This window comes from Streptococcus parasanguinis (genome assembly GCF_047463195.1).
GTDB classification, from domain to species: domain Bacteria; phylum Bacillota; class Bacilli; order Lactobacillales; family Streptococcaceae; genus Streptococcus; species Streptococcus parasanguinis_R.
Genome location: NZ_JASHEI010000003.1, coordinates 137,573 through 152,855, shown reverse-complemented (window position 1 = coordinate 152,855; position 15,283 = coordinate 137,573). Strand labels below are relative to the sequence as shown.

The window sequence follows — 15,283 nt, the reverse complement described above, 5'->3', positions numbered from 1 at the left end:
TAAGTCATAAAAAAGAGTCCTACCCTCGATCGGTAGGACTCATGAAACTCGTCATTTATTTTTCAATCAAAACTCTCAAAAAACTGACCGTCCAAGCTTTAGCTCCGCAAGGCAATGAAATGAGCTTAGTCTTGACCTTTGCGATCAGGACTGTTGACCAACGAGTAGTGTCTCCACTGCTTTGCGGTAGTCATCCGTATCCTTGTGGTAGCCTCACCTACCGTATTTCGAGTTTATTGTACTCCTTCACTTACAGAAAGTCAACACTTATTTGTGAAAAGTTTCCACCAAGCGTTTGGTGATTTCTTCAATGAGGGTGAATGGAGCTGCCACATTGAGGCGGGCATGCAAGTTTCCTTCTTTTCCAAAATCTGTTCCACGGTTCAAAATCAATTTGGCTTGGTCATGAATTTTAGCATGCAGCTCATCATCGCTATAAGGATAGGCTGAAAAGTCCAACCAAAGAAGATAGGTTCCTTGGGGCTTCATGACACGGATTTTGGTCTTTTCATGCAATTCATCTACCACATAGTCGATGTGTTTTTCAAAGACTTGCTTGAGCTCTGTCAACCAAGGTTTACCATGGCGATAAGCCGCTTCTGTTGCAATATAGCCCAAGCCTGAGATTTCATGTTGGTTATTAGCCAATTGCCGTTGTTTAAAAGCCGTACGAAGCTTTGGATTTTCAATGACCACATAGGAATTTTTTGTTCCTGCAATATTGAAAGTCTTGGTTGCACTGGTTAAGATCAAACTGAAGTCTTTAAAGCTTGGATCAACCGTGTTAAAGCTGGTATGACGGTGGCCAAACAAGGCCAAATCTTGGTGGATCTCATCTGAAACGAGAAGGACACCATGTTTTTGACAGAGGTGGCCGATTTTTTCCAAGACTTCACGATCCCATACACGGCCTCCAGGATTGTGCGGATTACACAAAACATAGAGTTTAACCTCTTGCTCCACAATGTCTTTTTCCAGCTGATCAAAATCAATTTGGAAAAGACCATCCTTTTCAACTAATGAATTTTCGATCAATTTTCGACGATTGAGTTTGACACTTCGGGCAAATGGAGGATAGACCGGTGTATTGATTAAGACAGCATCCCCTTCCTTGGTGAAGGCTTGAATAGCTGTTGAAATGGCTGGAACAACGCCTTCGATAAAGACGACAGCTTCCTTGTCAAAGGAATAGCCATGCTCTTCTTTTTCCCAATCAAGGATAGACTGGTAGAGGCTATCCGATGCATAGGTGTAGCCATAGACCATTTGGTCTGCATAGCCGATAACCGCTTCTCGTACTTCTGGAATGACATTAAAATCCATGTCCGCGATCCAAGCTGGAATGATTTCTGGATCGGTCTCTGTTTCTTTCCACTTGTAGGTATGGTGGGTCAAGCGATTCGGTAAAGTCGTGAAATCATATTTGGTCATCTTAAGCCTCCAATGCTTGTTTCAAATCTTCAATCAAATCATCCGCATCTTCGATTCCGATGGACAACCGAAGAAGATCATCTGTCAAACCGTATGAATGACGAACTTCTGCAGGAATGTCCGCGTGAGTTTGGGTGGTAGGATAAGTGATCAAGCTTTCAACTCCGCCAAGACTTTCTGCAAAGGTAAAGACTTGAAGGGAATTCAACAAGTTAGGAATTTTTTTCTCATCTTGAATTTTAAAGGAGACCATTCCACCTTTTCCAGTGTAAAGGACTTCTTTGACCTGAGGGGAGGTTTTCAAAAACTCGACCACCTTGCGGGCATTCTCTGTAGAGCGCTCCATCCGGATAGAGAGAGTTTTGAGACCACGGATCAGCAGATAGCTGTCAAACGGGGAAAGAACAGCACCTGTCGTGTTCAAATTGTAAAAGAGTTTGTCATACAAGTCTGCATCATTTGTCACGACAACACCAGCCAAGACATCATTGTGACCAGCTAGGTACTTGGTTGCTGAATGAAGAACAATATCCGCTCCCTCTTCAATCGGGCGTTGATAGATCGGGCTATAGAAAGTATTGTCCACCACGACTTTGGCACCTTTTGCATGGGCCAATTTGGCTAAATGAGCAATATCAAATTCCAACATCAATGGATTGGTTGGTGTTTCAATATAGAGGACATCCACCGGATCATGATCTAGATGGTGGATCAGTTCTTCTTCTGTATTGGCATAGGTGAAAGAGAAACGACCTTCTTGCTCTTGTTGGTTAAACCAGCGGAAAGAACCGCCATAAAGGTCACGAACGGCTAAGACTTTTGAACCAACAGGGAAAATGCTAAAAGCAAGCACAATGGCTGACATTCCAGAGCTTGTCGCCAAAGCATAGTCTGCACTTTCGATAGCTGCCAAAGTCTTCTCAGCTGTTGCGCGTGTTGGATTTTTCGTACGGGTATAGTCAAAACCTGTAGACTGACCAAATTCTGGGTGTTGGTAAGTCGTAGAGAAATGCAAAGGAGTCGTCAAAGCTCCCGTTGCTTTATCCGACTTGATTCCTGCCTGTGCCAAAATCGTATTGATATTGCGTTTTTTACTCATATTACCCTCCGATAAACATTCAATCTAACTGATTACTATTTTATCACTATTATGAGGAGAGCGGTTTTCCCATTTTCAAGACCTAGCTATAGTTTCAAACTATAAGAAAAGGCTGGGCATAAATGTCCAGCCTGAGAGTATAGACAAACAGTTCTTCTTTACAAATCGAATAAATTCTATAAAAATTTATTTGTTAGAATTATTCAATCATCTACTGAAACTTTCCGCTGTGAGAAAAGTGCCTGAAACAATTCAGTTTCAGGCACTCGGAATTATTGAGACCTTAGGCTCAATAATTAGTCTAGGAACTTCAAGGAAGTTCGCTGACGTCCGTACTCACTTAAGGAAAGTTTTTAAGATAACTTTGTCCTCAATCAGAGACTGGACATAAATGTCCAGCCTTTGATTTATTTAATCCGGAATTTTTGTCTGAGACGTGCAGCTTGACCTCCGATAAAGCGGTCAAAATACCGTAGCCATAATCCTAAGGCTCCATAAATAGCAACTCCTAATCCGCCAATGACGATGATATAAATCATGCTCGATACACGGCCATTTGGTGGGAAAATCCAGCCCAAAATCAAACCGGCGATCAAGACTCCAAGTAGCATCACCATAGTCAGGATAGAACCAAGCAAGGTCCGCTTGAAGACGATGGTGCGATTAAACTGAGTGATGGTTTGGATCTCTAGATACATGAGAACGATTGGGACCATTAAGGCAATGGTCGTTGACAAAAGTGGCCCATAAGAACGAAAGACCAAAATAAATGGAATTTGTAGGACCAATTTCACCACTACCCCATAGAGGAAGTAGCGAATGGCCTTGCGATTTTGAAAGAGGGCTTGAATCATTGGGGATAAGACCGTGTAAAGACCGAGAATTACGGTCTGCAACATCGCTACGATGAAGAGTCCTAAGGCCAAGCCATCTGGTTGCCCATAGAAAACCGTATAAAGTGGTTTTGCGACTGCTACTGCACCAAAGGTGGCTGGAAGCAAGAAAGCTAGCAACATGGTCAAGTTATCCTGTACGAGCTTCCCAGCTGCTTTTAGGTCCCCCTTCACATAATTCTCTGTCAACAGAGGAATCCCAACTCCCCCAATCGAAGTCGCTACCGCAATCAAGATCATGGTGATTTTGTTTGGATTAGCAGAGAAATAACTAAACATGACCAAGAGCTGCTTTTGACTATAGTCTGTGAACCAAGACATGACATTGATAAAGGTCATCTGGTCAACAATTTGGAAGAGCTGAATGGCGGAACCAGTGATAATAAAAGGAATGGCCTCACGAATCGTATCGATCAAGAGAGCCCGAGTATCAATCCCTTCACTTCCCTCTTGCTTTCTAAAAATAGAAGAGAGCAAGCCTGTCTTTGCAAGGTAATAAAAGAGCACCAACAGGCTCGCTCCCATACCGATAAAGGCCGCAAAGGTCGACTGCGTCACAGCCTGCACATAGTCTCCTGAGCCAATCTTCATAATGAAGAAGGTCGTGAGCAACATCCAGATGACCCGGATCACTTGTTCAGCGATCTGGCTAATGGCGTAAGGCTTCATGTTGTTAAAACCTTGGAAAAATCCCCGAATGACACTCATCGAAGGAAAGATCAAGACAGCCCAAGAAAGGCTCTGCATGATCGGAATCAACTCTTTTCCCCCACCTGAAAGACTCGCAAAGACAGGAGACAAAAGATACATGAGAATGGCAAATCCAAGGCCTAGAATTCCCATAAATTTCAAGAAGCCCCGAATCAAAGCAAAGCTATGATCCGCTTGGTCCCGGGTATTGTATTTGGCTACTTGCTTAGCAACAGCTACGGGTACTCCGGCTGTCGAAATCAAGAGAAACCAAGCATAGATATTGTATCCCATTGTAAAAAGACCATTGGCTTGTGGTCCATATTTTCCCATCCAAATATACCAAGGAATAATATACGCAGCTCCTAGCAAACGGCTGATAAAGTTGCTGGCTGTCATCCAGGCAGTCCCGCGTAGCATCTGGGCTTGCTGGTCATTTTGTTCGTGACTCATAAACGTCCTCTTTCGTTTCTTCTTCTCTTCATTATAAACTTTTCCATGTTACTTGTAAAATTCAGACTTTCGGTTTACAATAGTTTTATGATTACAATTGAACAAACCCTCAACATTTTAAAACAAGACCAAAATTTCCGAGAAGTTCTAGTAAATGGTGAATACTACTACCATCTAGAAGGAACAAGTTTTGATGCTATTAGCTATGATAGCCGTAAGGTTTCTGCTAGTACCCTCTTTTTTGTTAAAGGGGCCAACTTCAAAAAAGAATACCTGGAACAGGCTATTTCTAATGGACTCGGCTTTTACGTCTCTGAAAAAGATTATGAAGTTGGTATTCCTGCCATCCTCGTCAATGATATCAAACAGGCCATGAGCTTAATCGCCATGGAGTTTTATGGACACCCTGAAAAACAATTAAAACTATTGGCTTTCACAGGGACTAAGGGAAAGACAACAGCGGCCTACTTTGCTTACCATATTTTGGAACAAAGCCACCGACCAGCTATGCTGTCGACCATGAATACAACACTGGATGGTAAAAACTTCTTTAAATCGACCCTGACAACTCCAGAGAGCTTGGATCTTTTTGCCATGATGGCTGAGGCAGTAGCCAATGATCGGACCCACCTGATTATGGAAGTTTCCAGTCAAGCTTATCTGGTGAAACGGGTTTACGGTCTGACCTTTGACGTTGGTGTTTTTCTCAACATCAGTCCTGACCATATTGGACCGATTGAACACCCAACTTTTGAGGATTACTTCTACCACAAACGTCTTCTCATGAAGAATAGCCAAGCCGTTGTCATCAATAGCGATATGGATCATTTCCAAGTTTTAGCGGACCAAGTCGCGAGCCAAGACCACGATTTTTATGGAAGCCAGTCTGAGAATCAAATTGAAACCTCCAAAGCTTTCAGCTTCTCAGCAACTGGTAAGCTAGCAGGCGACTACGATATCCAACTGATTGGTCACTTCAACCAAGAAAATGCTGTAGCAGCAGGTCTTGCCTGTCTTCGTCTAGGTGCGAGCCTCGAGGATATCCAAAAAGGGATTGCTAAGACGCGCGTTCCAGGCCGAATGGAAGTCTTGACTCAGCAAAATGGAGCCAAGGTTTTCATCGACTATGCCCATAATGGAGATAGCTTGAAAAAACTGCTATCAGTTGTTGAAACCCATCAAACGGGGACCATTTCACTAGTTCTCGGATCAACTGGGAATAAAGGAGAGAGCCGCCGCAAAGACTTTGGCTTACTCTTAGAAGACCATCCTGAAATCCAAGTCTTCCTCACTGCGGATGATCCCAACTATGAAGATCCTTTGGCTATCGCTGAAGAGATTAGCAGCTTCATCACGCGCCCTGTTGAGAAAATCGCAGATCGCGAAGAAGCCATTCAAGTGGCTATGGCAACAACCAGCAAGCCTGAAGATGCCGTCATTATCGCCGGAAAAGGAGCGGACTGCTACCAAATCGTCAATGGCGTAAAAGAAGAGTATCCAGGTGATGCTACCATCGCTGAACGTTATCTATAATTAAACGAAACAAGGCTAGGAAGTTTTCCTAGCCTTGTTTATTGTTTGATAAACATCAATCTTTCCTTATCCAAGTCCACTGCTAATTCATATTTGCCTTCATCATTTTTGCGGATATAGCCTAAGACTTCTAAACTATCGACAAAGATATCTCTGCGCTTTTGCTGGACTACTTCTTTTTTGAGAAATTTGAGCAAAAAGCTAGTCATATACTTGAGAGCATACTCGGGATTAACATCTCCCAAGATGGCATAAAGCTTTTCTTGATCCTCCGTCAAAGGGTATTGGTGTTTCACCTTGTAGAAGTAATTGGAAAGTGTCTGTGCATGTCGTTCGAAGTCAGTCTCCTCTATGAGAATTGCTGCATTAGTCGTGTTGCGGAGTTCTGTTTGGAAGACCTTGGCTTTTAATTCTTGATAAACTGCACTGTCCTCTCGAACAAAGACCTCTTGATCCAGTTCAACTCGATCAGTTGACTCTAAGAAAGGCAAATTGAGAGTGTAGCGTTTATTTTCTCGAAGGATGAAGCCCGCTTTGATATACTCCTCCATCAGCTTATCCACTGGTTGATCCGGAAATTGGGCCTTAATTTGCCGCAGGATCACATCGTCGTGCTGGTCCAAATAGTTGATCAAGTCCTTGAAAAATGGCTGACGTGTCAAACGTGTGGGATTAATGATTGTAATCATGAATAGGTCTCGTTTACTGTTTTATCGGTTTGTTCTTATTGTAACATAAAAATTAGTTTAAGCGAAATCAATACCAAAGGACAAAATCTTCAATTTATAGATAGGCAGGCAAGAGGGGAAAATAAGGCAATAAAAGGACTTAGTCTTTTCAATCCAAGTTTACTGTAGAAGCCCCATAAGTTATTCCAACTCATTTCATTTCTATTATTTTAAAAGAAATAAAATCAGTCAGTAGTTGCTTAATGCGTTCTGGACATTCTTCATTGTCCCTACTGTAGATACTCACTAGGCCATGTAAAAAAATAAAGATTCCACTACGAATATTTAGCGCTTCTGCATCAGATAAGTCTCTCGGTAAAAAGACATCAATAGCTTCTTCCAATAAACGATAACTTTTCATTCTCAATTGCATCAACGGTTGCGAACAATCGCCTGAATCTTCATGCTCTCCACGGTAAAAAATCAATAATTCATAAAAATTACATTCTCTAAACCCAAAATCCACGTATACTTGACAGATTTGAAGCAGACGTTCCTTATCATTCTGCTTGGAATGGCTGATTTCTAAGCAAGTATGATAGAGGTGAGTTAACGGTTTTTCCGCTACTGCATATAATATATCCTCTTTCTTTTTAAAATACTGATATATAGCTGTATGTGAACATCCTGCAGCTTGAGCAATCTGCCTAATTCCCACCTTCTGGTAAGGTTCTTTTCGGAAAATTTCCTCGGCTGCCCTGATAATTCTAGATCTTGTATCCTTTGCCATTACAAACTCCCTTTAAACCCATCCGATGCCTCAAAATCTCGTACGGCATCTTTTACCTCACTGCCATGACAAACACTAACAAGTGCATGTGAATAATCCTTGAGAATTCTTTCACCACTAGCTAAAGCCTGTCTCATATCTGCTGTATATCCTTTCATTGGTGGACGCAACTTTCCATTTCTCGTAGCTGTAAAAAGATCTCCAGCAATTAAAACTTGATCCTCTTCATGGTAATAAACAACATGACCAGGGGAATGACCAGGAGAAAATAGGGGTTTTAGTCCTGCACTACTTATCAAGTCTTGACCTTCTTGACTCTCAACAGTTATAAAAGTAGCCGGATCAAAAATCACTTTTTCCGTCTCTTTTCTATTAGGAAAAGGTTCTTTGCCTGAAATATAGGGGAATTCCTTCTCACTGATTAAAGTCGGGATGTTCCCAAAGTGCTGTCTAAGATAGGGCAAACCTTTGATATGATCTGGATGTCCATGGGTCAGAAAAATTGCTTCAATTTTTTGTGGGAGTAAAAACTGGGCAGCGTACTTCTCCATTCCTCGCATTCCCGTATCAATCACATAAAAGCGACCAGATGATTCAACTAGCCATATGCTGACAACAAAAACACCCAATTCGAACTCAAACTTTCTTATATGTGGACTGATTTGTTTTGTACGTGTTAATAAACGATACAAGAAAGACATATTTACTTCCTCCTTTGAATTCCAGCAAAAACTAACCAGTGGTTAGTTTTTTTGTGAAGTATATCATATTTTATCTGTCTAAACAAGAAACATCCAGAGGATATTAGAAAAAAATACAACTTTTACAAGTTGTATTCGAACGTAGAACATATTTTTAAAATCAGAAAATAATATATCGAGACTTTCCGCTGTGAGGAAAGGATTAAAATATTATTTTTCTTTAGTTTGATGTAACTCTTATAAACTGTATCAAAGATTCAGATTGTTGTTTCACGAATCCAAATCCTCCAAATACCTTTCTTTAAACTGTAGCTGTGGTGATTGGGCTAACTGACTCGGGTTGGTCCCGGGCTGATCTAAAGGAACAGCTAGACCAAGCTCCTTGTAGTAATCCAGCCAAAACGGACTAATCTCCTCTTCCCCATCTCCAAACTTCATGGGAATGGTTTCAAAGATAGGAAGTAGTTCAGCGATGAATTGGGAACAATAGAAACCATCTCCATCTGGATAAAAGGACGCATTGTAGGGAGACCCTAAAAGGTTTTCTGCCCGCTTTTTGACCTCTAGACAATCAATCTGCACATAGCGATAAAGGTCATAGACTTTTCCAGCTTCAAAGAAATCCTCAGGGGACTGGGAAAGGACGCCACCTTCTACAGTGGCATGATAAATGAATCCGTCCAAAAAGATAGCCACATGGCTGTAGTTTCCAGTTGATGCCTGGATGGCCTGTCCCATATCTGACAGGCCCTTTACAAAAATCAAATCGCCATTTTCTAACATGATCTTCTCCTAGCAAAAAAGGAGTCGAAACTCCTTTTTAATAATGGGTTTCCCCATTTATCATTAAGCATTAAAGCTTTCTGTCAATTGAGGTACCACTTGTTTCTTACGTGAAACGGCACCTGGAAGGAAGGCATGGTTGTTTTCAAGTTTGAAGTTGAAGGCTGCTTCAACTTTGTCCATGTTAGCACCAAGAGCCAAAATTTCTGAGTTTGAGTTGACGATGTCTGTAATCATCAAGACAAAGTCAGAGTATCCGTTAGCTGCATTTGCTGCTTGGATGGCTGCTTCGATTTCAGCTTGGCGTTCCAAGACTTCAGCGATATCAACTGTATTCACTTGAGCCACACGAACGTTGTTTCCGTTCAATTCAAAAGTCTTGGCATCGATGTCGATCAATTCTTCTGCTGATTTGCTTGCCAAGTTAGTACCAGCCTTGAGCATGGCAAGACCGTATTCTTCCAAGTTGACACCAGCCAATTCAGCCAATTCTGGCGCAATCACTTTATCAGATGGGTGTGTTGTTGGAGATTTCAAAAGAAGAGTATCTGAAATCAAACCTGAAAGCATCAAACCTGCCAATTCTTTTGGCACTGCTACACCGTGTTCTTTAAACATGCGGTAAACGATAGAAGATGCTGATCCTACTGGTTCCAAACGCATGTAAAGTGGGCTGGCAGTTTCAAAGTTAGCCACACGGTGGTGATCCACTACACCATAAACTTCTACTTCAGCAATATCTGAAACAGATTGTTGGAATTCATTGTGGTCCGTCAAGATGACTTGTTCTGCACCTTCTGCTTTAGCTGATGTGATGACGCGTGGTGCTTCCACACCAAAATAGTCCAATACGAAAGCTGTTTCTTCATTTGGAGTTCCAAGAGCCACTGCTTCTGTATCCAAACCATAAGCTTCTTTTGCAAGATAAGCAAAAGCTACAGATGAGCCGATAGCATCTGAGTCAGGATTTTGGTGACCAAAAACGAGAATTTTTGACATGTTTCTACCTCTTTATTTCATTTATAGATTCACTCTATTTTAGCACGTTTTGCCATTTAAAGAAAGGGAATAGTTGTGCATTTCAATAGAAAAGACAGCTGGAGTGACCAACTGTCTATACTTTTTATCCTTTGACCCGTTTCAGGTAATCTTGGTAACTTTCTGTTTCCATCAAATCTTTTGCATTTTGGACCCGTTCTTTTGTCGGTGGTTTCACACCCTCCAATTTGTACGGAATGCCCAATTCACGCCATTTGAATTCCCCCATAGTATGGTAAGGCAGGATCTCAAATTTATCGACATTTTTAAGGGTTTTAACAAATTTTCCAAGCTCGATCAAGTCGTCATCTCGGTCTGTAAGCCCAGGAACCAAAACGTGACGAATCCAGACTGGTTTTCCAATATCAGATAGATACTTGGCACAAGCTAAAATCGTTTTATTGGTATGGCTGGTCACAATTTTGTGACGTTCATCATTGATTTCCTTGATATCCAGAAGCACCAAGTCTGTCACTGCCATCAAGCGGTCAAATTTTTCCAAATAACGAGGCGTATTCCGGAAAGGCAGAGCACAGGTATCGAGCGTGCAGTGAATACCCAACTCTTGAGCCTTGGTGAAGAGGGCAATCAAAAAGTCTATCTGTAAGAGGGCTTCTCCACCACTGACCGTGATTCCACCTTTTTGACCCCAAAATCCACGATAGCGGAGGGCTTCTTCCAATACATCATCTACTGTTCGTTCTCTAGACATGTTGGTTTCCATAGCCCAAGTATCCGGGTTATGGCAATACTGACACCGCATTTGACAGCCTTGAAGAAAGACAATAAAACGGATCCCAGGCCCGTCTACTGCACCAAAACTTTCTGTTGAGTGTACCATTCCTGTTACTTTTCCATAGTCAACTGTTTCATTTTCCATTGAGGAACCTCTTCTCTTGAAAACGTTTTATGATTTTATTATATCACGATTCCATCTATTTTAAAGAGTTGAAGCTTCTTTTTGAAAAGAAACTGTTCTTTTCAGTAGTTTTCATTGTTCTAGTACAGTTTCCAATATGGGACTATCTGTCCTGTATTTTAGGAGAAAAAAAAGGAGCCAGCGACTCCTTTTTTAGATCTTTCTTATAAAACACGTTAGTGAGTCGTCTTTTTCTTCTTGTACCAGACAAGACTCATCGTAGCTACTGTCACTCCAAAAAGAGCTAGATAGCTTGTTTCTTGTCCGGTAGATGGAAGGATTTTCCGTTTACCTGGTGTCTTGGTTTCTGTTGCTGCCTCTTCCTTGTCATCTTGCTTCTCATCTTGCTTCTCATCTTCGTTCTTGCCCTTCTCTTTGCTTTCAGATGTTGAACTCTTTTGTTCATTGGCTTGAGCTTGATGAGGGACTAGTTGAGATCCTGTATTCGATGAAGAAGGGCTGGTTTGATCCGTTGGTTGTCCTGCATTTCCTTGTTGATCATCCGTCGGCGTTCCTGGAGTTTGTGCTCCACTAAAGTCGATTTGGACTAAGACAGGATCATGGTCTGATGCACGACCATGTTCCTTCATAAAGGAAGCATTGATATGGACTGGTTCAAACCTTGCTTTAGCTGCCATGTTGTTTGAGATAAAAATGTTATCCAAAACTTGATTGCTTCCACGGTAGAAATAAGAATAGCGATCGCCTGCATCATGTTGGGCCATTAAGTTGGTTAGTTCACTACCCGCAAGGATCTGGGCCGTGGTTGAGAAATCGTAGTCATTAAAATCACCCGTCAAAACAAAGGTGGTCTTAGGATTTTGCTTCAAGCCTTCTTGAACGAATTGATGGATGACACCGGCTTGTGCTTCACGAGTTGGCAAGGTATGTTCCACTGCTGGTTGACTTGCACCATAAATAGCATCATCTCCGATTTTTGATTTCAAGTGATTGGCAATCACCACAACTGGTTGGCCCTTGAATTCAAACTCAACAGCCAAAGACTTGCGAGTATGATCAAACGATGGGTCATTAGGGGCAATCCGAGCTGGATTTTTAACCAGGTGTCCCTTGTCAAATTGTGCTGCCTCGTTGCTAGTTGCTGCCTCTTTTTTGGCTAAGGTTACGCGTTCTGGATTGTAGAGGATTCCCAAACGAATGTTGGAACCAGGCTTTCCTCCGTCAGCGCCATCTACTGGAGCAACCTCCGTATACTCATAGCTCTTGCCACCCAATTCCTTGATCCGATCGGCTAGTTTGCGTCCACTTTCAACACCACTGGTCGTTCCGTCATCCACACTACCATTATTGTCCTGCACTTCGATCAAAGTAATGATGTCTGGATTGTGAATTTCATGGATAAAGGAATTGGCAATTAGCGTCACCTTATCCTCAGGGGTTTCATTTTTGGCATTGTTGGCCGAGAAATTTTCAATATTGTAGGAAGCGATGGTCAGCTTGTCCTCACTTGGTTGGTTTTGAGCTGCTTGACGCTGCAAACCACCATCTTGGACTGTCAACTGTTGAGTGGGCTCTAACTTATAAAAGCTATTTCGATACGTTACCACTCCTGTTAGGTCTTCTGTAAAGTAATCCTTGGCTTTTGCGACAAACTGATTCCCAACATAAATCGGGATCGTCGCAGTATTTTGCGCATGTGGCCGTAGATTCAGACCTCCAATATTGTTTAAAGGAAGGCCTGTGAAATCTTCTCCCAAGACATAGATATCTCCCTTGTACTGGGGACCAAGGACATGCGGTTTCTTCACCACTGTGAGCATTCCTTCCAGGCTTTCCCAATAATCGAGGGCATCGGTTTCTGGAGCATAAGCATTCGGATTAGGCTTCACATCTGCTGGCATGCCCGCAGTGATATTCACAGCTTCTGGAAGAGGGGCCGTCCCATCTTTTGTGATCCAAGCATCGACCAGCATGGTCACCGTTAAACTATTCGTCGGTTCCTTAAAGGTCTTCCCAGCTCCCAAGGTGACTTCTTCCATATAGCCTTCCTTGACGGTACCGGTGATTTTAACCTTATCGCCGACTTTCACCTTGTATTTGGAAACAACATAAATCCCATCTGAAGTCCGACTATTGCCATCCGATTCAATATCTTGAGCATAAAAACCATAGCGGTCTGTCTTAGTCACCACCGCATTTTTGATGGCTACCTTTTGGCCTTCCAGTGGAGAGCGTTGCGATTCCCCTTGAATGTCCCCGATCTTAACCGTTTTCTCCTCAGTATCGTCTGAGGAACTGCTAGATGTCTCTTCTTTATCACTCGAAGCTCTCGTCGTAGCGTCTGTAGTTGTTGTTGTAGCGGAAGTCGAATGATTTGTCGAGCTTTCCTCGCTGCTAGTGTTCGTCACAAGCGCTGACTCTGAAGTCGAAGCTGTGGTCTCGTCTGCAACTACCGTGAGGGCACTGCTAAAGACCCCCAACTGACTAGCCAATAAGGTGGCTACTCCCAGTAGGCGAATCTTTTTTCCGTTTTTTCTCATGCGTTTCTCCATCCCTAAAAAGTTTTCCTCTTTTATTATAAGGGAAGAACTTTGCATTTTCAAGCGCTTTCAAAAATATTTTTCAAAAAGAAAAACACTTCGACCCAAAAAGATCGAAGTGTGAAATACTTAAACTAAAATCGCCAGTGTCTGATATGGTTTCAGAATTACTTTTTCAGAAAGCTCTACGTTCTCATAGTTGGATAAAAGCACGCGCCCTGTTTGGTAGTCTTTTGGAATCGCTACTTCGACTTCACTTCCATAGAAATGATTGAGTACCAAGAGTTTTTGACCGTCTAAGTGGCGTTCAAAGGCATAGACTTCTTGACTATCTTCCATTGCTGGCAGGTAGCTTCCTTCTGAAATGATGGGCATTTCTTTGCGCAAACAAATCAATTCTTTATAAAATTTAAAGATCGGACCATCCATTTCCTTTTCAACGTTGATGTCTTTATAGGACTTCCCAACTTTCAACCATGGAGTGCCTGTTGAAAAACCAGCATTTAGAGAAGCATCCCATTGCATGGGCGTACGAGAATTATCACGTGATTTGGCTTGAATAATCTTAAAGGCTTGCTCAGGTGACTGACCTTGATCCAAAAGCATCTGGTAAGCATTCATGGACTCAACATCCACATAATCTGCCATCGAATCATAGTCTGGATCAATCATGCCGATCTCTTCACCCATGTAGATATACGGAGTTCCACGTGACAAGTGAATGCTGGCTGCGATCATGGTCGCTCCTTCATTGCGGAAGTTCTGGATATCCACAAAGCGATTCAGAGCACGAGGTTGGTCATGGTTATTCCAGAAAAGGGCACTCCAACCACCTCGTTCACTCATTTCTTTGCCCCAGGTATGATAGAGACGTTTGAGCTCTTCAAAATCAAATGGAGTAATGGTCCATTTTTGACCATCTTCATAGTCGACTTTCAGATGATGGGAGTTAAAGGCCATAGACAACTCGTGGCTCTCTGGTGCTGAATAGAGAACACAGTTGTCAATGGTTGTCGATGACATCTCTCCAACGGTCATAAAGCTATCATCAGCGCCTAAAGTCGCTTCATTCATCATGTGTAGATATTCATGGACAATGGGTTTATCCGTATAAGCTGGTTTCCCCTCATTTTCAGGGCAATCGACAAGAACTTCGTCTTTCCCAACTAACCAGCTACCAAGAAATCGTCAAAGCTTCTGGTCTTCGCTCAGAAACCAGTGTCATTCGATTTGAAAAAATCAGTATCGATGAAAAAGGAGCTAAAAAGACAGGTTTTCCCCTTCACCGTTTGGTTTGGAAAGTAACCCGGCAACGGGTAGTGGATGGCGTCGCTTCTGTCTTAGATATTGATTACCTAGACAGAGAGCTGATCCCAGGCCTAACTAAGGAAATTGCCCAGCACTCTATCTACCAATATATAGAAGAAGACTTGAAATTGCAGATTGGCTATGCCAAAAAAGAAATTTTGATTTCACCAATCGATAATCGCGACAAAATCTTACTGGATCTTGGAAAAGACCAACACGTGGTAACGGTCCGCTCCCAAGTTCACTTAGCAGACGGACGGCAATTCCAGTTCACCGAAAGCCGGCACAAATTAGACAAGTTTCATTTTGTCGACTATGCAGAGCGGAGGAAATAAAGGAGGCTGGGACAAAAGTCCTAGCCTCTCAATTATTTTTGGATTGTCGAGCAAGACGCAGTGGTTGAGTGGGCTCTCTACGCTGATTTCATCAGCTTTTACAGCCCTACTCAACTGTGTGGAGGTGGGACGACGAAATCG

General features: G+C 42.3%; 11 protein-coding genes, 2 pseudogenes and 1 riboswitch. Of the genes and pseudogenes, 2 read left to right on the top strand and 11 right to left on the bottom strand.

Features of this window, described 5'->3' with window-relative positions:
• Positions 1–74: 74 nt before the first annotated feature.
• Positions 75–232: riboswitch (M-box (ykoK) riboswitch) on the bottom strand.
• A 35-nt stretch (positions 233–267) separates the two neighbouring features.
• The 3 genes from QM870_RS03765 to QM870_RS03755 all read right to left on the bottom strand — a co-directional run bounded on the left by QM870_RS03765 (position 268) and on the right by QM870_RS03755 (position 4,566).
• Positions 268–1,431: a MalY/PatB family protein gene (locus QM870_RS03765; RefSeq protein ID WP_414368676.1), complete on the bottom strand. Its 1,164-nt coding sequence runs from the start codon at positions 1,429–1,431 to the stop codon at positions 268–270.
• A 1-nt stretch (position 1,432) separates the two neighbouring features.
• Positions 1,433–2,530, bottom strand: coding sequence for a cystathionine gamma-synthase (locus QM870_RS03760; protein ID WP_003005364.1), 1,098 nt, complete (start codon positions 2,528–2,530; stop codon positions 1,433–1,435).
• A gap of 407 nt (positions 2,531–2,937) precedes the next feature.
• A complete protein-coding gene (locus QM870_RS03755; RefSeq protein ID WP_151190837.1) occupies positions 2,938–4,566 on the bottom strand; it encodes a putative polysaccharide biosynthesis protein in 1,629 nt (542 codons plus the stop codon).
• An 87-nt stretch (positions 4,567–4,653) separates the two neighbouring features.
• Between QM870_RS03755 and QM870_RS03750 the strand changes: the two genes are divergently transcribed.
• The gene (locus QM870_RS03750) at positions 4,654–6,099 is read left to right on the top strand and encodes a UDP-N-acetylmuramoyl-L-alanyl-D-glutamate--L-lysine ligase (RefSeq protein ID WP_414368674.1); all 1,446 of its coding nucleotides are present in this window, start codon (positions 4,654–4,656) and stop codon (positions 6,097–6,099) included.
• A gap of 38 nt (positions 6,100–6,137) precedes the next feature.
• Here QM870_RS03750 and QM870_RS03745 read toward each other — a convergent pair whose 3' ends face one another.
• The 8 genes and pseudogenes from QM870_RS03745 to QM870_RS03710 all read right to left on the bottom strand — a co-directional run.
• The gene (locus QM870_RS03745) at positions 6,138–6,788 is read right to left on the bottom strand and encodes a DUF1803 domain-containing protein (RefSeq protein ID WP_414368672.1); all 651 of its coding nucleotides are present in this window, start codon (positions 6,786–6,788) and stop codon (positions 6,138–6,140) included.
• A gap of 190 nt (positions 6,789–6,978) precedes the next feature.
• Complete coding sequence (locus QM870_RS03740) at positions 6,979–7,557, bottom strand: TetR/AcrR family transcriptional regulator (RefSeq protein ID WP_070662496.1); 579 nt, start codon at positions 7,555–7,557, stop codon at positions 6,979–6,981.
• The gene (locus QM870_RS03735) at positions 7,557–8,258 is read right to left on the bottom strand and encodes an MBL fold metallo-hydrolase (protein ID WP_070662499.1); all 702 of its coding nucleotides are present in this window, start codon (positions 8,256–8,258) and stop codon (positions 7,557–7,559) included. Before QM870_RS03735 ends, QM870_RS03740 begins: the two co-directional genes overlap by 1 nt.
• Before the next feature lie 270 nt (positions 8,259–8,528).
• Positions 8,529–9,041 (bottom strand): YiiX/YebB-like N1pC/P60 family cysteine hydrolase, encoded by a 513-nt coding sequence (locus QM870_RS03730; RefSeq protein WP_414368669.1) that lies wholly within the window; start codon positions 9,039–9,041, stop codon positions 8,529–8,531.
• 63 nt (positions 9,042–9,104) lie between these two features.
• Positions 9,105–10,040: a manganese-dependent inorganic pyrophosphatase gene (locus tag QM870_RS03725; RefSeq protein WP_003005572.1), complete on the bottom strand. Its 936-nt coding sequence runs from the start codon at positions 10,038–10,040 to the stop codon at positions 9,105–9,107.
• A gap of 124 nt (positions 10,041–10,164) precedes the next feature.
• Positions 10,165–10,959, bottom strand: coding sequence for a pyruvate formate-lyase-activating protein (pflA, locus tag QM870_RS03720; protein ID WP_031574308.1), 795 nt, complete (start codon positions 10,957–10,959; stop codon positions 10,165–10,167).
• A gap of 215 nt (positions 10,960–11,174) precedes the next feature.
• Positions 11,175–13,499: an endonuclease/exonuclease/phosphatase family protein gene (locus QM870_RS03715; RefSeq protein ID WP_414368667.1), complete on the bottom strand. Its 2,325-nt coding sequence runs from the start codon at positions 13,497–13,499 to the stop codon at positions 11,175–11,177.
• 129 nt (positions 13,500–13,628) lie between these two features.
• Positions 13,629–14,669 (bottom strand): annotated as a pseudogene (locus QM870_RS03710) (alpha-amylase family glycosyl hydrolase); the annotation flags it as partial.
• On the opposite strand from QM870_RS03710, the pseudogene QM870_RS03705 reads away from it, so the two are divergent.
• Positions 14,657–15,142: pseudogene (locus QM870_RS03705) on the top strand (UTRA domain-containing protein); the annotation flags it as partial. The pseudogenes QM870_RS03710 and QM870_RS03705 overlap by 13 nt on opposite strands.
• Positions 15,143–15,283: the final 141 nt, after the last annotated feature.

Excerpts from the sequence above, each read along its gene's own strand:
- QM870_RS03765 (WP_414368676.1), bottom strand. The coding sequence starts at position 1,431 with ATGACCAAATATGATTTCACGACTTTACCGAATCGCTTGACCCACCAT.
- QM870_RS03760 (WP_003005364.1), bottom strand. The coding sequence starts at position 2,530 with ATGAGTAAAAAACGCAATATCAATACGATTTTGGCACAGGCAGGAATC.
- QM870_RS03755 (WP_151190837.1), bottom strand. The coding sequence starts at position 4,566 with ATGAGTCACGAACAAAATGACCAGCAAGCCCAGATGCTACGCGGGACT.
- QM870_RS03750 (WP_414368674.1), top strand. The coding sequence starts at position 4,654 with ATGATTACAATTGAACAAACCCTCAACATTTTAAAACAAGACCAAAAT.
- QM870_RS03745 (WP_414368672.1), bottom strand. The coding sequence starts at position 6,788 with ATGATTACAATCATTAATCCCACACGTTTGACACGTCAGCCATTTTTC.
- QM870_RS03740 (WP_070662496.1), bottom strand. The coding sequence starts at position 7,557 with ATGGCAAAGGATACAAGATCTAGAATTATCAGGGCAGCCGAGGAAATT.
- QM870_RS03735 (WP_070662499.1), bottom strand. The coding sequence starts at position 8,258 with ATGTCTTTCTTGTATCGTTTATTAACACGTACAAAACAAATCAGTCCA.
- QM870_RS03730 (WP_414368669.1), bottom strand. The coding sequence starts at position 9,041 with ATGTTAGAAAATGGCGATTTGATTTTTGTAAAGGGCCTGTCAGATATG.
- QM870_RS03725 (WP_003005572.1), bottom strand. The coding sequence starts at position 10,040 with ATGTCAAAAATTCTCGTTTTTGGTCACCAAAATCCTGACTCAGATGCT.
- pflA (WP_031574308.1), bottom strand. The coding sequence starts at position 10,959 with ATGGAAAATGAAACAGTTGACTATGGAAAAGTAACAGGAATGGTACAC.
- QM870_RS03715 (WP_414368667.1), bottom strand. The coding sequence starts at position 13,499 with ATGAGAAAAAACGGAAAAAAGATTCGCCTACTGGGAGTAGCCACCTTA.